Annotated in this window: 18 protein-coding genes; 8 read left to right on the forward strand and 10 right to left on the reverse strand. The window is 62.7% G+C overall.

The annotated features are described in order from the left end of the window. Positions 1-192: 192 nt before the first annotated feature. The 5 genes from PMA3_RS15665 to pedF all read right to left on the reverse strand — a co-directional run bounded on the left by PMA3_RS15665 (position 193) and on the right by pedF (position 5311). A complete protein-coding gene (locus PMA3_RS15665; RefSeq protein ID WP_064678017.1) occupies positions 193-1971 on the reverse strand; it encodes a PQQ-dependent methanol/ethanol family dehydrogenase in 1779 nt (592 codons plus the stop codon). A gap of 283 nt (positions 1972-2254) precedes the next feature. Next, on the reverse strand, positions 2255-3193 hold the full coding sequence (locus PMA3_RS15670; protein WP_064678018.1) for a quinoprotein relay system zinc metallohydrolase 1: 939 nt from the start codon (positions 3191-3193) through the stop codon (positions 2255-2257). A gap of 16 nt (positions 3194-3209) precedes the next feature. Continuing rightward, positions 3210-3971: a quinoprotein dehydrogenase-associated SoxYZ-like carrier gene (locus PMA3_RS15675; RefSeq protein WP_064678019.1), complete on the reverse strand. Its 762-nt coding sequence runs from the start codon at positions 3969-3971 to the stop codon at positions 3210-3212. Then, entirely contained in the window at positions 3968-4846 is an 879-nt protein-coding gene (locus PMA3_RS15680) for a substrate-binding periplasmic protein (RefSeq protein ID WP_064678020.1), read from the reverse strand. The genes PMA3_RS15675 and PMA3_RS15680 overlap by 4 nt, the downstream gene beginning before the upstream one ends. A 3-nt stretch (positions 4847-4849) precedes the next feature. Then, positions 4850-5311 (reverse strand): cytochrome c-550 PedF, encoded by a 462-nt coding sequence (pedF, locus tag PMA3_RS15685; protein WP_064678021.1) that lies wholly within the window; start codon positions 5309-5311, stop codon positions 4850-4852. A 254-nt stretch (positions 5312-5565) separates the two neighbouring features. On the opposite strand from pedF, the gene exaA reads away from it, so the two are divergent. Next, a complete protein-coding gene (gene exaA / locus PMA3_RS15690; RefSeq protein WP_082930342.1) occupies positions 5566-7458 on the forward strand; it encodes a quinoprotein ethanol dehydrogenase in 1893 nt (630 codons plus the stop codon). A gap of 145 nt (positions 7459-7603) precedes the next feature. Further along, the gene (locus PMA3_RS15695) at positions 7604-8254 is read left to right on the forward strand and encodes a pentapeptide repeat-containing protein (RefSeq protein ID WP_064678023.1); all 651 of its coding nucleotides are present in this window, start codon (positions 7604-7606) and stop codon (positions 8252-8254) included. A 147-nt stretch (positions 8255-8401) separates the two neighbouring features. On the opposite strand, the gene PMA3_RS15700 is transcribed toward PMA3_RS15695, so the two are convergent. Genes PMA3_RS15700 through PMA3_RS33420 form a run of 3 tightly spaced genes read right to left on the reverse strand, consistent with a single transcriptional unit; the run spans position 8402 to position 10424 of the window. After that, on the reverse strand, positions 8402-9040 hold the full coding sequence (locus tag PMA3_RS15700) for a response regulator (RefSeq protein ID WP_064678024.1): 639 nt from the start codon (positions 9038-9040) through the stop codon (positions 8402-8404). Next, positions 9037-10299 (reverse strand): HAMP domain-containing sensor histidine kinase, encoded by a 1263-nt coding sequence (locus PMA3_RS15705; RefSeq protein ID WP_064678025.1) that lies wholly within the window; start codon positions 10297-10299, stop codon positions 9037-9039. Before PMA3_RS15705 ends, PMA3_RS15700 begins: the two co-directional genes overlap by 4 nt. 2 nt (positions 10300-10301) lie before the next feature. Beyond that, complete coding sequence (locus tag PMA3_RS33420) at positions 10302-10424, reverse strand: hypothetical protein (protein ID WP_257784570.1); 123 nt, start codon at positions 10422-10424, stop codon at positions 10302-10304. 156 nt (positions 10425-10580) lie between these two features. Between PMA3_RS33420 and PMA3_RS15710 the strand changes: the two genes are divergently transcribed. From PMA3_RS15710 to PMA3_RS15735, 6 genes are all read left to right on the forward strand, one after another. After that, complete coding sequence (locus PMA3_RS15710) at positions 10581-11765, forward strand: ABC transporter substrate-binding protein (protein ID WP_064678026.1); 1185 nt, start codon at positions 10581-10583, stop codon at positions 11763-11765. A 33-nt stretch (positions 11766-11798) separates the two neighbouring features. Further along, complete coding sequence (locus PMA3_RS15715) at positions 11799-12773, forward strand: YVTN family beta-propeller repeat protein (RefSeq protein WP_064678027.1); 975 nt, start codon at positions 11799-11801, stop codon at positions 12771-12773. Next, positions 12770-13501: an ABC transporter ATP-binding protein gene (locus PMA3_RS15720; protein ID WP_064678028.1), complete on the forward strand. Its 732-nt coding sequence runs from the start codon at positions 12770-12772 to the stop codon at positions 13499-13501. The genes PMA3_RS15715 and PMA3_RS15720 overlap by 4 nt, the downstream gene beginning before the upstream one ends. Next, positions 13498-14289 (forward strand): ABC transporter permease, encoded by a 792-nt coding sequence (locus PMA3_RS15725; RefSeq protein ID WP_064678029.1) that lies wholly within the window; start codon positions 13498-13500, stop codon positions 14287-14289. Before PMA3_RS15720 ends, PMA3_RS15725 begins: the two co-directional genes overlap by 4 nt. A 246-nt stretch (positions 14290-14535) precedes the next feature. Further along, positions 14536-15093, forward strand: a complete 558-nt coding sequence (locus PMA3_RS15730) for a PQQ-dependent catabolism-associated CXXCW motif protein (RefSeq protein WP_064678030.1) — start codon at positions 14536-14538, stop codon at positions 15091-15093. Between the two features lie 56 nt (positions 15094-15149). Further along, complete coding sequence (locus PMA3_RS15735; RefSeq protein ID WP_064678031.1) at positions 15150-15815, forward strand: response regulator transcription factor; 666 nt, start codon at positions 15150-15152, stop codon at positions 15813-15815. Positions 15816-15966: 151 nt separating this feature from the next. Here the strand turns inward: PMA3_RS15735 and nahK are convergent, their stop codons facing one another. Then, complete coding sequence (gene nahK, locus PMA3_RS15740) at positions 15967-18561, reverse strand: hybrid sensor histidine kinase/response regulator NahK/ErcS' (protein ID WP_064678032.1); 2595 nt, start codon at positions 18559-18561, stop codon at positions 15967-15969. Continuing rightward, positions 18530-19693, reverse strand: coding sequence for a nitric oxide-sensing protein NosP (gene nosP, locus PMA3_RS15745; protein ID WP_064678033.1), 1164 nt, complete (start codon positions 19691-19693; stop codon positions 18530-18532). The genes nahK and nosP overlap by 32 nt, the downstream gene beginning before the upstream one ends. Between the last annotated feature and the right edge of the window lie 29 nt (positions 19694-19722).

The raw sequence follows: 19722 nt of genomic DNA on the forward strand, positions 1-19722 counted from the left end.
GTTTTTCGCGAGCAAGCCCGCTCCCACAGGGGTAAAGGGTGCTGTTTAAATAGCGCACGACGCAGTCTTTGTAGGAGCAAGCTTGCTCGCGATGGTCGTCAACGATAACGCTGGCGACCTGACACCCCGTGGTGTTCTCAGGCTTTTCGCGAGCAAGCTCGCTCCTACAGGGGTTATGCGGTGGATTCAGGGTTAGTGTTTGGCCACGACCAGGTCTTTAGGCAACTTGAAGGTCCAGAGCATCCCGCCCTGGTTGAAGTCCTTGATCCGCTTGGCCACTTCGCCACCCCACAGCGGTACCGCACCGCCCCAGCCCGAGAGCACCGAGACGTACTGTTCGCCGTCCATTTCCCAGGTCACAGGCGAACCGAGCACACCGGAGCCGGTCTGGAATTCCCAGACTTTTTCGCCGGTCTTGGCATTGAACGCCTGCAGGAAACCTTCCGGCGTGCCGGTGAACACCAGGTTGCCCTTGGTGGTCAGCACCCCGCCCCACAGCGGCGCAAAGTTCTTGTGGCGCCAGACTTCCTTGCCGGTTTTCGGGTCGATGGCCCGCAGCACGCCGATGTAATCTTCATTCAATGGCTTGATGGTGAACCCGGCACCGAGGAACGCCGCGCCTTTCTTGTAGGCGATGCCTTCGTTCCAGATGTCCATGCCCCATTCGTTGGACGGCACGTAGAACAGCCCGGTGTCCTTGTTGTAGGCCATCGGCATCCAGTTTTTCGCGCCGAGGAACGCCGGGGCGACGAATACCGAACTGCCTTTGGCTTCCGTGCCCGGCGCACCTGGACGGCTGGCTTCGTTGTAGATCGGCCGGCCCTCTTTATCGAGGCCGGTGGCCCAGGTGATCTTGTCCACGAACGGGAAGCCGCGGATGAATTTGCCGTTGGTGCGGTCGAGCACGTAGAAGAAGCCGTTACGGTCGGCAGTGGCGGCCGCTTTTATCTCTTTGCCGCCCTCGCTGTAGTTGAACGACACCAGCTCGTTGACGCCGTCATAGTCCCAACCGTCGTGGGGCGTGCTCTGGAAGTGCCACTTGATGGTGCCATCGTCCGGGTTGAGCGCCAGGCGCGACGACGAGTAGAGGTTGTCGCCAGGACGCAGGTGCGAGTTCCACGGGGCCGGGTTACCGGTGCCGAACAGCAGAAGATTGGTTTCCGGGTCGTAGTAGCCGCCGAGCCAGGGCGCGGCGCCACCGGTCTTCCACAGATCGCCGGGCCAGGTCTTGCCTGCTTCACCGCCGGAGATGCCGTTTTCTACCGCCTTGCCGTCCTTGTAGACGTAACCCATGTGGCCTTCGACGGTTGGGCGGCTCCACAACAGGTCACCGTTTTTCGGGTCGTAGGCTTCGATCTTGCCGACCACCCCGAACTCGCCACCGGCCACCCCGGTGATCAGCTTGCCGTTGATCACCAGTGGCGCGGCGCTGATCGAATAGCCTTCCTTGTGGTCGGCGACTTTCTTGCTCCAGACCACTTTGCCGGTGTCCTTGTTCAGGGCCACGAGCTTGGCGTCGAGGGTGCCGAAGAACACCAGGTCGCCGTACAGCGCGACACCCCGGTTGATCACGTCGCAGCACGGACGGATGTCATCGGGCAAGCGCGCATCGTATTGCCACAGTTTCTTGCCGGTGCGCGCATCCACCGCAAACACCCGGGAATAGGAGCCGGTCAGGTACATCACGCCGTCCTTGATCATCGGCTGTGCTTGCTGACCGCGTTGTTTTTCGCCGCCGAACGAGAACGCCCAGACCGGTCGCAAGTCCTTCACGTTACTGACGTTGAGGGTGTCCAGCGGGCTGTAGCGCTGACCCTGGACGCCCAGACCGTTGGTGACGATCTGCTCCGGGTTCTTGGGGTCCTGGAGAATATCCTGGTCGGTGACGGCGGCCGATGCCGGGCCGGACAGCAGCATGGCACTGAGCAGCGCGCTGAGGACCAAGGGGTGGCGACGTGCGGGTTGGGTCATGACGGCTTCCTCTGCGGTTTTTGTTATACCCGGGAAATTTTCCCGGTCTGGTGCAGATTCTTGGCCGCTACCGTCCTGGCAACAATTGCCCGCAGTGTCTAGATTGCTAGTTCCTTAGTAGCGGGTCGCAGGGTATGAACACCGGATTTCGCGACCAACACCGCCCCCTGTAGGAGCGAGCTTGCTCGCGAAGAACCTGAGAGCGCCGCATTCCTCCAGCCAACCCTCGTCATCGTTGACCTCCTTCGCTGGCAAGCCAGCTCCTACAGGGGGCCGGTGTTGGTCATTTGATTGCGGCGGAATCGACTCGGGTCATTTGTGCGCGTTCGTAGCGTGGGTAGAGATGACTGACACTGCGGATCAGCTCATAGCGGCTCAGGCTGATCCCGGTAAACCGTTCGGGAATCGGGCTGCGGATCATCTCGGCCATGTCGCTGCCGCTGGCGGCACCGTCGCGCATCAGTTGATCGAGCCAACCCAGGTAATCTCGCATCTGCTCGAACGGCTTTGCATCCGTGGCCACCGGGCCATGCCCAGGCACGATCAGCGTCCAGGGCAACCCTTGCAGGGTCGCTATGTCCGACAGCCAGACAGCAAGCCCCGGACTGTTGGGCGTGGTTAGCGCCCGTTGGTAAAACACCAGATCCCCGGCAAACAGCACGCCGGTTTTCCGGTCGAGAATAACCAGATCCGCACCGGTGTGCCCACCCAGGCTCAGCAGGTGCAAATCGTGATTCCCAAAACCTTGCACCCCGGGCGTCAGCGTCCGGGTTGGCAATACCACCTCGGTGCCGCGCATCCAGTCGCCCACCAGTCGATACATGTTCTCGGCCATCGCATCGCCCTGCTGCCGCAACAGCTCGGTGGTGCCGGCCAACGCGCCGATCGGCACGTCGGTGAAAGCCTGGTTGCCCAGCACATGATCGGGGTGGTGATGGGTCAGCAGGACCTGGATCACCGGTTTATCGGTGATCGCGGCAATAGCCTTGCGCATCGCCTCGCCGTAACGTTTCGATGGCCCTGTGTCGATCACCACCACCCCAGGTTCGGTAACGATGAACGCGGTATTGACGATGTTGCCGCCGTTGGCCTTGGCGAAGTTGTCGGTGCTGCCTTCCAGCAACCAGGTGTCCTCGGCGATCTGCCGGGGCTTGAGTGAGTAGTCGAGCTCGGCCAGGGCCGGCAGGCTCAGGCTCATGAACAACAGCAGCATCCAGTGCATGACGCGCTCCTTGGGGTCAGGGTATGGCCGCATCGAATTGATTGCCGCTGTTGTCGCGCAGCAACAGGCGCGTCTGCCCTGCCCCTTCGATATCGAAGGCCAGGTTGGGGTTTTCGCTGACGGCGGGAAACAGCTCGAGACGGGCCAGCAGTTGATCATTACCGTCGCGCAATTCGGCATGGTTGATGAAGAATTCGGGAATGCCGCCGACCATGCCGTTGTCCATCGGGTGTGCCACTTGCAAGCGCAAACGGCTGAATTCGCCACGGGGATAACGACCGCCGAGCACTTCGCCAATGTGCTCCTCCCAACCCGGCTGGGTCCGCACTACGCTGGGTGCCGTACACCCGCCGCCTGCGGCATCGATCAGGGTCGAGCCGACATGCCACAGGCCATCGCGGGTCAGTACCGCGGCGCGCAGGGGCGTGGCTTGCTCAATACGGATGCGCAACGACAGCCATGGCAGCACCCGATCCAGCGGCTGGAAATCGACGATTTTCGGCAAGGGATTGAGTTCGGCCCAGGCGAGGATTTTCACCACTTCGCCCTTGAAGGCCCGGGCGTCGATTTCCAGCGGCACTTGCCGGGCGTCTTCGGCGAACGGCGGCGCGTGCAGCTTGACCCGATCGTCAAACACGAACGGCGCGTCGCCGAGCATTTGTTTGTGGTAGAAGGCCCACATCACCGAGGGCACCGGGTCCTTGCCCGGCTCGATGCCTACCGCATGCGCGGCCATCGGCAGCCAGCAGGCCAGCAGACAACTCGCTCGCCAGTTCACTGTTGATACATCTCGGGCACGTCATAGCGCAGGCCGTAATGGCCATAAATGGCGTTGACCGAGCCGTCGCGAATCAAGGCTTCCAGCGCTTCCTCCACGGCGTAAGCCAACTGCCGGTTGCTTTCATGCACCGCCATGCCGATCTCCCAGAGTTGCTTGCCCATGTTCGGGTAGGCGTTTTCCGCCAGCGCCACCTGCGGGTCCGCCGCCTGGTGAACCTGCCAGTCGATCTCGCCGCGCATGGCCATCACCGCATCGATTTCGCCGGCCTTCATCGCGGCGAACGCCTGGGGCACGCCAGGGTAATGATGAGTCTTGCCGGCGAGCATGCCGTTGAACACCGACGTCAGGTAGAACGACGGCACACTATCGACCTCGACGCCGATCGGGTGGTGCTCGAACACGGCGACACTGCCCACCTTGTCCAGCCGTCGGCGGTCATAGGCGACTTGCCATTGTTCGTTCTGGTACGGCCCGAACATCACCACATGGCCGTTCTCCAGTTCGCCCAACTCGTTGCGTTTACGGGCGTAGTCCTGATCGTAGGGCACGCGCATCATCAGGTCGGCCAGTTGCAGGTCGTGCAACTGGCTGGCACGCCAGATGTAGTCGCGCAGGTCGTCGTCGAGCTTCTCGCCGGCCGGTGCCCAGATCAACGCCAGGCGCACGTCAAGCGCCCGGGCCAAGGCCTGGGCGAGTTCGACGTCGACACCGCGCGGCTGGCCGGCGTCTTCAAAACTGTAGGGGGCGAAGTCCTTGTAGACCGCCACTTTCAGTTCCCCGGCGGCGATCATTTCGTCATAGGTGCGGACCTGCGCCTGCGCCACCTGGCAACACAGCAACACAGCGCTGAACAACACAGCGAGCAGGCGCATGGGTCATTCCTCGACGTGAACGCTATCCAGATAAGTGCGTACCGCCCACAAGGCTTCCTGGCTCAGGTAGTCGGCCATCTTCGGCATGTACACCCGGCCATCGCGCACGGCGCCGTGGCGGACCCGTTCGACGAACCATTCATCTCCGGCCTCGCCGACATCGAGCATGCGCAGGTCGGGAGCGATGCCGCCGGACTTGGCTTCCAGGCCATGGCAGGCCGCACAGTTCTGGTTGTAGGCCGACGAGCCGATTTCCACCGCCTTGTCATGTTCCGGGGTGGTGCGGTACGGGTTCACCGCCGCCCAGCCATCGGCATCGACCGGCACGCCGGCGTCCTTGATCGGGGTCAGGCCCTGGGTTGCGACGGCCTGGGGCACGACGTTGCCGTGGGCCCAGACGGAACCTGCACTGATAAAGCCGGCCAGCAGTCCGGCTACGAGTAAGGCGTTGCGTTTTGTTGTCATTGTTATGCCCTCGAGGTTGCACGCAAAACCTCTTTGAAGAGGCTATGGCACCCATCTTGGGACAGGCTTGGCGTACGCCCCATGCTGCTTTGGTGTCCGCCACCCGGTACCTTGGTAGTAGGGCTTGTGGCGCACGCCCAAATCAGGTGCCCCATGGGAATTTTTCCCGGCAACAGCGGGACTTTTTCCGTATCCGGCAACACACCGGGCGCACCACCCTGTGCAGGCCAAAACCTCCACTGGGAACTGCAACCATGACAATAAGATCGCTACCCGCCCTTTCCCCGCTGACCCTTGCCGTGCAGGCATTTTTGCTGGTGGGCACCTTGTCCCTGGGCACTGCCAGCTACGCCGCAACCGCCCCCGCGGCCCCCACCCGCAACGTGACCTGGGAAGACATTGCCAACGATCACCTGACCACCAAGGACGTGCTGCAGTACGGCATGGGCACCAACGCCCAGCGCTGGAGCCCGCTGGCCCAGGTCAACGACAAGAACGTGTTCAAGCTGACACCGGCCTGGTCCTATTCGTTCGGCGACGAGAAGCAGCGCGGCCAGGAATCCCAGGCGATCGTCAGCGACGGTGTGGTGTACGTCACCGGTTCCTATTCCCGGGTATTCGCCCTGGACGCCAAGACCGGCAAGCGGCTGTGGACCTACAACCATCGCCTGCCGGACAACATTCGTCCGTGCTGCGACGTGGTCAATCGCGGGGCCGCCATCTATGGCGACAAGATCTATTTCGGCACCCTCGACGCGCGACTGGTCGCCCTGGACAAGAACACCGGCAAAGTGGTGTGGAACAAGAAGTTCGGCGACCACGCCGCGGGCTACACCATGACCGGCGCCCCGGTACTGATCAAGGACAAGACCAGCGGCAAGGTGCTGCTGATCCATGGCAGCTCCGGCGACGAGTTCGGCGTGGTCGGGCAGCTCTTTGCCCGCGACCCGGACACCGGCGAAGAAGTCTGGATGCGACCTTTCGTCGAGGGTCACATGGGCCGCTTGAACGGCAAGGACAGCACCACCACCGGTGACGTCAAGGCGCCGTCCTGGCCGGATGACCCGACCACCGAAACCGGCAAGGTCGAAGCCTGGAGCCACGGCGGCGGCGCCCCTTGGCAGAGCGCCAGTTTCGATCCGGAGACCAACACCATCATCGTCGGCGCCGGCAACCCCGGCCCGTGGAATACCTGGGCGCGCACGTCCAAGGACGGCAATCCCCACGACTACGACAGCCTCTACACCTCGGGCCAGGTCGGCGTCGACCCGAGCACTGGCGAAGTAAAATGGTTCTACCAGCACACGCCGAACGACGCCTGGGATTTCTCCGGCAACAACGAGCTGGTGCTGTTCGACTACAAGGACAAGGACGGCAAGACGGTCAAGGCCACCGGTCACGCGGATCGCAACGGCTTCTTCTACGTGGTCGATCGCAACAACGGCAAACTGCAGAACGCCTTCCCCTTCGTCGACAACATCACCTGGGCCAGCCACATCGATCTCAAGACCGGCAAGCCGGTGGAGAATCCCGGTCAGCGTCCGGCCAAACCGTTGCCCGGCGAAACCAAGGGCAAATCCGTGGAAGTGTCGCCGCCGTTCCTGGGTGGCAAGAACTGGAACCCGATGGCGTACAGCCAGGACACCGGGCTGTTCTACATTCCGGGCAATCATTGGAAGGAGGAGTACTGGACCGAGGAGGTCAACTACAAGAAAGGCTCGGCCTATCTGGGCATGGGCTTTCGCATCAAGCGCATGTACGACGATCACGTCGGCAGCCTGCGCGCCATGAACCCGACCACGGGCAAGGTGGTCTGGGAGCACAAGGAAGCGTTGCCACTGTGGGCCGGCGTACTGGCGACCAAAGGCAACCTGGTGTTCACCGGTACCGGCGACGGTTTCCTCAAGGCCTTCGACGCGAAAACCGGTGCCGAGCTGTGGAAGTTCCAGACCGGCAGCGGCATCGTCTCGCCGCCGATTACCTGGGAACAGGATGGCGAGCAGTACGTGGGTGTGACCGTCGGGTACGGCGGCGCGGTGCCGTTGTGGGGTGGTGACATGGCCGAACTGACCAAGCCGGTGGCTCAGGGCGGGTCGTTCTGGGTGTTCAAGATTCCGAGTTGGGATAACAAAACCGCGAAACGCTGATACCCCCTTCGCTGTAGGAGCCAGGCTTGCCGGCGAACGGGACGCCACGGTGTATCACGGTGTATCTGTTGCACCGCGGCGTCCCGTTCGCCGGCAAGCCTGGCTCCTACAGCGAAAGCGCCCACCCACACGACGAGAACCCACCATGAAATACTTGCCTCTTGTGCTGTTGCTGACCACCCTCCCGGCATTCGCCACCGACACCGACCAAGACACCCCACTGATCATCAACGGCTGCACCATCGCCGCCCACAGCCAATGCCCCGGCGCCAATCTCAAAGGCGCTAACCTGAGCAATCAGGACCTGCGCAACATGAACCTCAGCGGCGCCGACCTGCGCGGTGCAGACCTGCGTCACGCCCGCCTCGACCTTGCCAACCTGGAGAAAGCCCAACTTCAGGGCGCCAACCTGACCCGAGCCAGCCTGCAACAAAGCAACCTGCGTGTGGCGGACTTCACTGGCGCGACACTGATGGCGATCCAGGGTTGGGGGCTGTTTGCCCAGGGCGCGCAGTTCCAGGATGCCAACCTCAGCGGCGCCTACCTGCAATTCGCCCGCCTCTCCGGCGCCAGGTTGCACAACGCCGATTTGCGGGCTGCGGATCTGGAAATGACCTGGCTGAGCAAGGCCGATCTCAAAGGTGCCAACCTGGGTGATGCCAATCTGCAGGAAGCCAAGTTTGGTGAGAGCAATCTGGAGCAGGCGAACCTCAGCGGGTCGCGCCAGCATTATGCGAACTTTCAGGATGCGAACATGGAGGGGTGTACGGGGTGTCCGACCAGCTGGAATAAGTGACCCCCTCTACCGGTTGACGGATAACCCTATGGGAGCGAGCTTGCTCGCGATGCACCTGAGAACGCCACTGGGTGTCAGGCTACCCGCGTTATCGTTGACGACCATCGCGAGCAAGCTCGCTCCTACAGGGTCTGGCGGTGGATTGAATCAATTCGCCACCCGCACCACCCCCATATCAATCCCCAGATGCACCAGCTCGGCATGGGAACTGACCTGCAACTTGCTCTTGAGCAACGTCAGGTGATTGGAAACAGTCTTGCTGCTGATGCTCAACTGCTCGGCAATCACCCGCGCTGGCGTCCCCTTGGCGAGCATCACGAAAATCTCCAGCTCGCGCTGGGTCATGCTCTGCAACCGCGGATCGCTGGCGTCCTGTTGCGGATGGCACGCCAGTTGGGTGGCCAGCGGCTGTTCGATATAGGCATGCCCCGCCAGGATCCGTCGCACAGCTTCAATCAGCACCTGCGGCGCCGAGCTTTTGGTCAGGTAACCCGACGCCCCTGCATCCAGTGCCTGGCGCACCAGCGGCAACTCATCGTGCATGCTGAAAAACAGCACCCGCAATTGCGGCAGGCGCTGGCGCAGCCGGCGGGTCGTTTCCAGGCCACTGATCCCCGGCAGGCCAAAATCCATGATCACCAGGTTCGGCACAGCTTCTTGAACCCGCGCCAACGCCTCTTCCCCCGTGGCCGCCTCACGGACTTCCATCGCCGGCAGCAGCGCCCGCAACAGACTGGCATAGCCCTGGCGGACCACCGCATGGTCATCGACCAGCAAAATATTCATGACGCCTCCAAAGGCATGCTCAAGGCCAGTGCCCAACCGGCACCGGGATGGCTGATGATTCGCAACTCGCCGCCCAGGCTGCGGGCGCGTTCGAACATCGAATACAACCCGACGCCGGGCCGCTGTGGCTGTTGTGCGCCGCGACCGTTGTCGCGAATCAGCAAGCGCAGATGCCCGCCGCGATAGTGCAGGCGCACCCTCACTGCGCTTGCACCGGCATGCCGGGCGACGTTGGTCAAAGCCTCCTGCAACAGGCGGTAGAGATGGGTTTTGTCCGGCCCGGACAGCGGCGGCAAGTGTGGGCTGACTCGAAGCTGGCAATCGATGCCCTGCCGGTCCTGCCATTGTTCCACCAGCAATCCGAACGCTTCCGCCAGCGGCAGGTGCTGCAACACCACCGGGTAGAGATCGTGCACCAACGCCCGAAAGCCGTGTTGCAGATGCTCGCAGTTGTGCTCGAGCTCGCGCGCGGTGCGTTCTACCGCCACCGGTTGATCCGCCACCAGCCGCAACAGACAGGCCTGGGCGCGAATGCCGGCCAGGTACTGACCGAGGTCATCGTGCAGGGTTTGCGCCAGATGAGTGCGTTCCTGCTCCTGCACCGCCAGCAAGGTCCGGGTCAGCCGGGTGTTATCGCCACGCGCCTGTTCCAACGCTTGGGTCATGTGATTGAAATGCAGCGCCAGTTGCCGCGCCTCCGGCATGCCTTCGGTGCGCAGCCGCACGTTCAGTTGGCCTCCGGACACCTGCTGCAACGCCCGCAGCAAGTCATCAAGCAGCCCCATGCCCCGGCGCACGGCCCAGCGGATGGTCAACAGGCTCAACAATAACGCCAGGCCACACAGGCTCAACAACTGTTGCAGCGAGTCCCAGACCTCATCGATTTCATCCCGCGGATCGACCGCGATCTGTACCCGCCGCCCATCCTGCAAATCCAGCACCCGCGCACTGTGCGGGGTTTGGGCGAATAACAGCCGCCCGAGCCAGGCATCCAGCCCGTCCCGGACCGGCAGCCGCGCCACCTCGCCCGGCTCCAGCCAGCTCACCCGCACATGACGCAAGCTGCCGGTCAGCCGTGGCTGCAGGCTGGCGGGATTGCGCTCGGCGGTTTCGCTCAAGTACTCCACCACCGCTTCGGCCGATTGCAGCTCGCGCTCCACGTCCGCCAGCGCCTGGTGCACCAGCAAGCCCATGCACGCCAGGGTCACCAGGGCAAAAAATCCGCACACCCACAGGTTGATCCGCCACAGGGCCGACACGGTCAGCGACCCGGGGTCGCGGGCATCACCGGCAACAGTGCCGGGCGCGGGCCGTGAAGCTTGTCGACTCCGATCAGGGTCAGGATCAGCAGCAACGGCAGGAGCAACGCCTTGAGAATACGCATGGTCAAACTCCTCCTGAGTGATGGCCGTATTGCCCATGCTAAAACCGCGCCGGCCGGAGCGAGTTACTACCTTGGTACTGGCTGACTGGTACTTTCTGCATATTTCATCCCTGTCCAAGGGTTCCTATGCTGGCGCTACCTGTAAAGGAGTGCCTTATGCGCCAGCTTGCCCCTTACGCCCTGATCTACCTGCTGGCGATTGCCTGCGCTGCCGGGCTGGCCACCCAAAGTCAGGCCGCGGACCCGCCGTTACAGGTGCAGATCGGTTACCTGGGCTATCGCCCCGACCCGGGCCCGCTGTTGTCGAACGTCATTCCCGAGCCGGTCGATGCCGGGTTGCGTGGCGCCGAGCTGGCGATTACCGACAGCAACAGCACCGGGCGTTTTCTCAACCACAGCTACCGCCTGAGCAGCGCCAGCGCCGACAGTCCCGAAGCCCTGCTCGACGAGGCCAAAGCCCAGCACGAGCAAGGCCTGCGCCTGTTCGTGGTGAATGCACCGGCTGCGAGCCTGCGCCAACTCAGTGCCGCCCTGCCCGACAGCCTGTTGTTCAACGCCGGCAGCCCCGACGACAGCCTGCGCACCACCGACTGCCTGCCGAACGTGCTGCACAGCCTGCCAAGCCGCGCGATGCTGGCCGATGCGCTGGCGCAATTTCTGGTGGTGCGCAAATGGCAACGGGCGTTGCTGATCGTTGGCCCGACCCCGGACGATCAAGCCTATGCTGCCGCCCTGCGGCGCGCCGCCAAACGTTTCGGCCTCAAACTGGTGGCGGAAAAAGCCTGGAGCTTCGACAACGACCAACGCCGCAGCGCCCAGGCCGACATGCCGCTGTTCACCCAGACCGCCGAGTACGACGTGGTGCTGGTGGCCGATGAACGCGGCGACTTCGGCGAATACGTGCCCTACCAGACCTGGTACCCGCGGCCGGTTGCCGGCACCCAGGGACTGACCCCGGTGGGCTGGCACAAGACCGTGGAAACCTACGGCGCCGCGCAGTTGCAGAAACGTTTCGAAGCCCTGGCCGGACGCTGGATGAACGACCGCGATTTCGCCGCCTGGATCGCCGTGCGCAGCATCGCCAGCGCGGTGAGCAAATTGCGCCAGGTCGATCCGGTGGCGATCCGTACGCTTGAGACCGGCGATCAATTGCCGCTGGACGGCTTCAAGGGGCGCAAGCTCAGTTATCGCCCATGGAACGGCCAGTTGCGCCAGCCGATCCCCATCGTGCAACCCCGGGCGCTGGTCAGCACCTCGCCGCAAGACGGTTTCCTGCACCCCTTCAACGAAATGGACAGCCTTGGGTATGACAAGCCCGAGGTCAGCTGCCGCTTTCCCTGACCCTCCAATCACAACAACAATAAGGAATCCGCCATGCGCCGCACCCTGCTTTGCCGCTCCCTGCTTACTGGGGCCCTGCTGCTCGCCGCCGGGCACGCCGGCGCCACTACCGCCTGGGTTTCCAACGAAAAAGACAACAGCCTGAGCCTGATCGACCTGCAGACCCTGCAAGTCACCGACACCCTGGCCGTCGGCCAGCGTCCGCGTGGTTTGCTGCTGTCCCACGACAACAAGCTGCTGTACATCTGCGCCAGCGACTCGGATCGGGTCCAGGTGATGGACGTCGCCACGCGCAAGATCATCAAGGAGCTGCCCTCAGGCAAAGACCCCGAGCAGTTCGCCCTGCACCCGAACAATCGCTGGCTGTATGTCTCCAACGAAGATGACGCGCTGGTGACGGTGATCGACACCGAAACCTCCAAGGTGCTGAGCCAGATCAGCGTCGGCGTCGAACCCGAAGGCATGGCCGTCAGCCCCGACGGCAAGTGGGCGGTGAACACCAGCGAAACCACCAACATGCTGCACTGGATCGACACCGCCACCCAGACCCTGGCGGACAGCACCCTGGTGGATCAGCGGCCGCGCTTCGTCGAGTTCACGCCCGATGGCTCCAGGCTCTGGGCCTCGGCGGAGATCGGCGGCACGGTGACGATTCTCGACGTCGCCAGCCGCCAGGTCCTCAAGACCCTGACCTTCCAGATCAAGGGCGTGCACCCGGATAAAGTCCAGCCGGTGGGCATCAAGCTCAGCGCCGACGGCAAGTACGGATTCGTCGCCCTTGGCCCGGCCAACCATGTGGCGGTGATCGATGCCAAGACCTTCGAGATTCTTGATTATCTGTTGGTCGGGCGTCGGGTCTGGCAGATGGCGTTTACCCCGGATCAGAAGCAACTGCTGGCCACCAATGGCGTCAGCGGCGATGTGTCGGTGATCGATATCGACAGCCTCAAGGTGGTCAAATCGGTCAAGGTCGGCCGTTATCCGTGGGGTGTGGTGGTGACGCCATGAACGCCCTGGACGTCAGCGACCTGAGTTTTGCCTATGGCGCGCGGGAGGCGTTGCGCCAAGTCAGTTTCAGCCTGGCACCCGGGCGATTTGCGGCGCTGCTGGGACCCAACGGCGCGGGCAAATCAACGCTGATCGCCCTGCTCACCCGGCTCTATGAGGTGCAGCGTGGCGACATCCGGGTCGGCGGTTGTTCCTTGCGCGACGCGCCGCGCCCGGCACTCAAGCAATTGGGCGTAGTGTTCCAGCAAAGCACCCTCGACCTGGACCTCAGCGTCGAGCAGAACCTGCGTTATCACGCCGCGCTGCATGGGATGTCGCGGCGTCAGACCGGCCTGCGGGTCGACGCCGAACTGGCCCGGCAGACCCTGACCGAACGCCGTCGCGAGCGGGTGCGCGAGCTCAATGGCGGCCATCGGCGCCGGGTGGAAATCGCCCGGGCCTTGCTGCATGAACCGCGCCTGCTGCTGCTCGACGAAGCCAGCGTCGGCCTCGACCCGGCCAGTCGCCTGGCGCTCAACCAGCACATCCGCAGCCTGTGCCGCGAGCAGCACCTCAGCGTGCTCTGGACCACCCATTTGCTCGATGAAGTGCACGCCAGCGACGACTTGCTGATTCTCCATCAGGGCCGGCTGGTGGCCAGCGGACAGGCTGATGCCCTGAGCCTGGAACATGGTGGCGACCTTGGGTCGGCTTTCGCTCGCCTGACGACCACTGGAGTCGCCCCATGAATGCTTACTGGCAGTGTTTCAGCGGCATCGTATTGCGCGAGTGGCTGCGTTTTGTATTGCAGCGCACCCGATTCCTCAGCGCACTGGTGCGGCCGCTGCTGTGGCTACTGGTGTTCGCCGCCGGCTTTCGCGCGGCACTCGGGATCGCGATCATCGCGCCTTACGACACCTACATTCCCTATGAGGTCTACATCGTCCCTGGGCTGGCCTGCATGATCCTGCTGTTCAATGGCATGCAAGGGTCACTTTCGATGGTTTACGACCGGGAAATGGGCAGCATGCGCGTACTGCTGACCAGCCCCCTGCCCCGGACCTTCCTGCTGTGCAGCAAGCTGCTGGCCACTGCGTTGATTTCGCTGTTGCAGGTGTATGCCTTTCTGGCGATCGCCTGGGTGTACGGCGTGCAGCCACCGGCCATGGGTTTGCTGATGGCGCTGCCGGCGCTGTTGCTGGTGGCGTTGATGCTCAGCGCGCTGGGTTTGCTGCTGTCCAACGCTATTCGCCAGCTGGAGAACTTTGCCGGGGTGATGAACTTCGTGATCTTCCCGCTGTTTTTCCTGTCGTCGGCGCTGTATCCGCTGTGGAAGATGCGCGATTCCAGCGAGTGGTTGTACTGGTTGTGCGCGTTGAACCCTTTCAGCCATGCGGTGGAGCTGGTGCGGTTTGCCTTGTACGAGCGCTTCAATCCATTGGCGCTGGCGGTATGCGTGGGGCTGACGCTGGTGTTCGCCCTGCTCGCCGTCCTCACCTTCAACCCGCAACACGCCGCCCTGCGCAAATCCACCTGACACCACAAATGCCCCCTGTGGGAGCGGGCTTGCTCGCGAAGGCTGCTTCTCATTCAACATTTACGTTGGCTGATACACCGCCTTCGCGAGCAAGCCCGCTCCCACATTTGGCCATCGCCGACTTCAGGATTGGTGCATGCAGCAGGTAAATTTACTACTTTAGTACTGCTTCACCTGTCCATCGTCGCATTCCATTCGCACCGCCACTGGCATGTAATAGGTTCATAACTATAAGGATCGAACCCCATGCCGCGTGCCCGACCCTGTCTGCTACGCCCTTCTCTCGCTGCGCTGTCGCTGAGCCTGTTGCTGGGCGTCGCCCAGGCCGACACGCCGCTGTTTTCAGCCGACGGCTATCGCATCGGTCTCTACCGCAGCCCGACCCCGAATCAACTGCAGGGTGGGGCCATCATCGACACGCCCGCCCTGCAAACCCTGCTCAGCCAAACGCCGCGCCCGCTGCTGATCGACGTCTACCGGCGCCAATGGCTGCACGGCCGTTTCATCGAAGATCAGCCCCACGAGAACCTGCCCGGCAGCCATTGGCTGGCCAATACCGGTGACGGTGATCTGCCACCCGCCTGGCAGGACTATTTTGCGCGTAACCTGAACACATTGACCGCCGGTGACCTGGCGCGACCGCTGGTCTTCTACTGCCGCTCCGATTGCTGGCTGAGCTGGAACGCGGTCAAGCGTGCCGCCGCCATGGGCTATAAGACACTGTATTGGTACCGCGACGGCCTGGATGCCTGGCAAGCGGCGAATCTGCCCGTGACCCCGGCCCAACCCGAGCCCTTTCCCTGATCTTTACGCTTGCGCGTTATTGCCACACCATAATCAAAATAATGAGGTGAAAGGCCATGTACAAAATCCTGATTGCCGACGATCACCCGCTGTTTCGCGAAGCCATTCATAACGTCGTCAGCGATGGTTTTCCGGGCAGCGAGGTGATGGAAACCGCCGACCTCGACAGCGCCCTGGCCCTGACCCTGGAGCATGACGACCTGGACCTGATCCTGCTCGACCTGAACATGCCCGGCATGCACGGGCTCAACGGCCTGATCAACCTGCGCAACGAGGCGCCGACCATTCCGGTGGTGATCGTCTCCGCCGAACAGGACAAACAGATCGTGCTGCAGGCCATCACTTACGGCGCGGTGGGATTCATTACCAAATCCTCGCCACGGGCGCAGATGACCGAGGCCATCCAGCAGATCCTCAACGGCAACGTCTACTTGCCGCCGGACATCATCCGCACGCAGAAAAGCGGCACCCATCGCCGGATGAACGATAACCCGAGCTTTCCGCCTGAACTGCTCCAGGCCCTGACCCGCAAGCAGTTGCTGGTGCTGGAACGCATGACCAAGGGCGAGTCGAACAAACAGATCGCCTACACCCTGGAAATCGCCGAAACCACGGTCAAGGCCCATGTCTCGGCGATTCTGCGCAAACTCAATGTGCATAATCGGGTGCAGGCAATTTTGAGTGCCGGGGATATTGATTTCGGGTCTTATCTGCGGCGCTGAACATTGGGGCAACCAGAAGACCGAGTCGGCCCTTTCGCGAGCAAGCCCGCTCCCACATGAGATCTCCAGTGAACACAAATTTTGTGACCACCCGAGATTAAATGTGGGAGCGGGCTTGCTCGCGAAGAGGCCCGCACAGACACCACAAGCCTCAAGGCCTGCCGAGCAAATGACTCATCGCCGTCTTGAGCTTCATCGGCCGCACCGGCTTGTGCATCAATGTGTGCCCCAGTTCACGGATCTGCTGCTTGAGTTCGTTGCTGTAGTTGGCGGTGATCATCATCGCCGGAATCGCTGAACCACGCCGGACGTTGATTCGGGCCACGGCATCGACGCCGTTCTTGTCATCATCCAGGTGATAGTCGGCAATCAGCAAATCCGCTTCGGCGTGATAGTTGTCCACCTGGCGCGCCAGATCCTGCTCCGACAGCGCCGTCACCACCAGGCAACCCCAGCCTTCCAGCAACGTGCGCATGCCGGCGCAAATGGCCGCGTCGTTGTCCAGCACCCACACCCGCGCCCCGCGCAGACGCTCCAGCATCGGCTCGCTCATCAGCAGGCTCGGCAGCGCCTTGGGGGCCGTGGCGCTCAACGGCACCTCGACCGAGAACATCGAGCCCTTGCCCGGCCACGAACGCACGTGAATCCGGTGCCCGAGAATCCCGGCAATCTTTTCGACAATCGCCAGCCCCAGCCCCAAACCACGGTCCTGGTCGGGACGCTGCACATCGCCGCGCTTGAACTCCTGGAAAATCTCTTCCAGGCGGTTTTCAGCAATGCCCATGCCGCTGTCCCACACCTGGATCGACAGCCGCTGGTGATGACGCCGGCAACCGAGCACCACCCGCCCACTGTAGGTGTAGCGAATGGCATTGCTCAGCAGATTGCGCAGGATCCGCGCCAGCAGTTGAATGTCGCTGCGCACCAACGCCGAACACCCGATGAAATGCAGTTCCAGACCTTCGCTGCGGGCGACCTGGGTGTATTCCGCCGCGAGGTTTTCCAGCAGCTCGCTCAGGGCGAACGGTGCAATGTCGGCCTTGATCACCCCGGCATCGAGCTTGGAAATATCCACCAGGGTACCCAGCAGGTTTTCCACGTCTTCCAGGGAATTGCTGACATTGCGCACCAGCACCGCGTTGGCCACCGGTTCGCGGCGCTCCAGCAGCGCACTGGTGAACAGCCGTGCGGCATTCAAAGGTTGCAACAGGTCGTGGCTGACGGCGGCCAGAAACTTGGTCTTCGACAGGTTGGCCTGTTCGGCTTCGAGCTTGGCCTCGCGCAGGCGTGACTCCACCCGCCGACGCTCGTCGATTTCCCGCAGCAACTGATCATTGAGGGTAGTCAATTCCGCCGTGCGTTCGCGCACCCGCAGTTCCAGATTCTGATAAGCCTGGTGCAAGGCTTCGGCGGTGCGCCGGCGTTCGGTGATGTCGCGGATCAGCACGAAGATCCCCACCACTTCGCCGCTGGCCAGGCGATTGGGCACGTAGGAGCGCAGCATGTAGCGCTCCTGATTATTGATGTTGATCTCGGCAAATTCGAAGGTCACGCTCTCACCGGCCAGCGCCCGGGCCACATAGGCTTCCAGGCGCTGGTAATGCTGCTCGCTGTGCACTTCGCGCAGGCTCTGCCCGAGCATCACGCCCCGGGGCCAGCAATACCATTCTTCGTAGACCTTGTTGGTGAACTCATACACCAGATCGGCATTGAGGTAAGCGATCAGCGCCGGCACATGGTCGGTGATCAGGCGAATCCAGCGCTCGCTTTCGCTGAGGGCTTCGGCATGCTGGTAGCGCTCGGTGATGTCGGTGAAGGTGTTGACGAAGCCACCGGTGGGCAACGGATGGGTGCGGATTTCCAGGACCCGGCCATCATAAAGGCGCTGCTCGCATTCCTGTACCGGGCGCCCGTTGCCATCGCGACTGGCCGGGGTCAGCAGGTTCAGCTCGCTGTCGGCAATCACTTCGGTGAACGGCCGATGAGCCGCCACCGGGGCCAGGCCGCTCAGCTCGAGAAAACGCCGGTTCCACAGCTCCAGGATGCCTTCGGCGTTGACCATGGCCACGCCCTGGGACAGGTTGTCGACCGCCCGTTGCAGCAGATGGGATTTCTGCGCCACGGCTTGTTCGCGGCGCACGGTCTCGCTGAGTTTGACGTCGGTGATGTCGGTGAACAGAATCACCCGCCCGCCTTCCTGGGTCGGCCGTTCGCTGACTTGCAGCCAACGGCCGTCCTGCAGGCGATAGAGCAGGTTTTCATCGGCATGGCCCCGGGGTTCTTCGGTGAACAGCCCGGTGACACTCATCAGCCGCTTGACCTCGGCCAGACGCATGCCGGCGTTGATCCGCACCCGGCTGTTGCCCCAGAACGCCTTGAAGCGGCTGTTGAACAGCACGATCCGCTGCTCGGCATCGAACAGCACGAAGGCGTCGGAAATGCTCTCGATGGCATCGATCAAATGCCGGTGCGCGGTTTCAGCCCGCAGGCGCGCTTCGCTGAGCAAGTGATTGCCCGACTTGAGTTCGGCCATGGCCTGGTTCAGGGCGTCGGTGCGCTCACGCACCTGTTCGGCCAGCACCACCGAATGCTGGAACGCCGCGTAGGGGTCGTTGCCTCGGGTGATACCGGACTCGATCCGTTCGATCAGCGCACTGTTGATCCGCTGCAACTTGTGGTTGTCATGCTGCAGGCTGGCGATTTGCGCCTGCAGCTCAGCGACGTCCAGGGGACCGGTCTCGGGCAATGGCAACCCCGGTGAAGGTCTGGTTGATGTGCATGCCATTGAACTGTTCTCCGTAGGTGTTGAAACCCATCACCCGCTGGTCACGCAAAAAGCCGCCGATCTGCTCCAGGTTTCCGCCGTCTTCCAGCTCCAGGCGCCTGAGAAAACAATCGCAGCCAATGGTCAGCAACAGCTCGCCGAGACGTTCCTGCAAGCCTTCGAACAGGTGTTGCAGATTGGGCAGCATCGGCCCCGGGGTCATGACCGTGAGAACGATGCCGTTTTCCACCGCGCAGTAGAAACTCAGGCTCAGGTCCGGATGAACCTGCTGGATCGCCCGCACGTAATACTGATCGTTGATCCGCACCGCCAGCGGGTGCGCGGCGAAGATCCGGTGATCGAGTTCGGCCACCGGGACGCCAATGTGCCGGGCGTACTCCTCGGCGGCAGGTTCGGCATTGAGCTCGAACACCCGGCGCGAGGCGCTGTCAGCCCCGGTGACCACCAGTTTCTCCGCCCGGGGCAGGATGTGGTGAGTGGTAAAGACCTCGAAGTCGAGCCAGGTATTGACCAGCACCACCACCGCCGCACCGCTGTGAAACTCGCCATTGAAATAGACGTGGGTGTGGGTCAGGTAGTTGTCATCACCGGCCGAGCCACCGAAATGCGGGATGTCGCCCAAGGCCGCGCTCAAGGCGGCGAGGACCATTTCTTCGCGGCTGGACAGGCCATCGAGCAAGGTCAGGGCAAAGCTGTTGCCCTTGATCGGCGCCAGGGTATTGCTGCGGCAGCCACTGACCAGGCGTTCGACCATCTGCTGGGCGTCGATCAGGCTGAAACGCTCCATCTCGCAGATCAGTTCGGCGTCGATCGAGAAATGTCGATGATCGAAGCCCACCGCGGTCACGCAGTTGCGACCGTAGCCCAGGGGGGTGATTTCCCCGGCGCTGGTGCAGCCCACCAGGCGAATGCCGCCGAAACTCTGCTCCAGGGCCTGGCCCAGCGCCTGCAAGTCGTACTCGGCGGAGCAGAAGAACAGCACGAAGCCCAGATGGGGATGCAACAACTGCCGCGCCAGCTCCTGGGCCACTTGCCCGGCATCGGTGGCCTGGGACATGGCACTGACCACACCTTCACTCTGGACCTGCTGCATCGTCGCCTCCCGCAGGTGCGTGTGTATGA

Source organism: Pseudomonas silesiensis, assembly GCF_001661075.1.
GTDB lineage: Bacteria > Pseudomonadota > Gammaproteobacteria > Pseudomonadales > Pseudomonadaceae > Aquipseudomonas > Aquipseudomonas silesiensis.

Bases quoted from the DNA above. Each gene is read 5' to 3' on its own strand.
- PMA3_RS15665 (WP_064678017.1), bottom strand. From the start codon at position 1,971: ATGACCCAACCCGCACGTCGCCACCCCTTGGTCCTCAGCGCGCTGCTC.
- PMA3_RS15670 (WP_064678018.1), bottom strand. From the start codon at position 3,193: ATGCACTGGATGCTGCTGTTGTTCATGAGCCTGAGCCTGCCGGCCCTG.
- PMA3_RS15680 (WP_064678020.1), bottom strand. From the start codon at position 4,846: ATGCGCCTGCTCGCTGTGTTGTTCAGCGCTGTGTTGCTGTGTTGCCAG.
- pedF (WP_064678021.1), bottom strand. From the start codon at position 5,311: ATGACAACAAAACGCAACGCCTTACTCGTAGCCGGACTGCTGGCCGGC.
- exaA (WP_082930342.1), top strand. From the start codon at position 5,566: ATGACAATAAGATCGCTACCCGCCCTTTCCCCGCTGACCCTTGCCGTG.
- PMA3_RS15695 (WP_064678023.1), top strand. From the start codon at position 7,604: ATGAAATACTTGCCTCTTGTGCTGTTGCTGACCACCCTCCCGGCATTC.
- PMA3_RS15700 (WP_064678024.1), bottom strand. From the start codon at position 9,040: ATGAATATTTTGCTGGTCGATGACCATGCGGTGGTCCGCCAGGGCTAT.
- PMA3_RS33420 (WP_257784570.1), bottom strand. From the start codon at position 10,424: ATGCGTATTCTCAAGGCGTTGCTCCTGCCGTTGCTGCTGATCCTGACC.
- PMA3_RS15710 (WP_064678026.1), top strand. From the start codon at position 10,581: ATGCGCCAGCTTGCCCCTTACGCCCTGATCTACCTGCTGGCGATTGCC.
- PMA3_RS15715 (WP_064678027.1), top strand. From the start codon at position 11,799: ATGCGCCGCACCCTGCTTTGCCGCTCCCTGCTTACTGGGGCCCTGCTG.
- PMA3_RS15720 (WP_064678028.1), top strand. From the start codon at position 12,770: ATGAACGCCCTGGACGTCAGCGACCTGAGTTTTGCCTATGGCGCGCGG.
- PMA3_RS15725 (WP_064678029.1), top strand. From the start codon at position 13,498: ATGAATGCTTACTGGCAGTGTTTCAGCGGCATCGTATTGCGCGAGTGG.
- PMA3_RS15730 (WP_064678030.1), top strand. From the start codon at position 14,536: ATGCCGCGTGCCCGACCCTGTCTGCTACGCCCTTCTCTCGCTGCGCTG.
- PMA3_RS15735 (WP_064678031.1), top strand. From the start codon at position 15,150: ATGTACAAAATCCTGATTGCCGACGATCACCCGCTGTTTCGCGAAGCC.
- nosP (WP_064678033.1), bottom strand. From the start codon at position 19,693: ATGCAGCAGGTCCAGAGTGAAGGTGTGGTCAGTGCCATGTCCCAGGCC.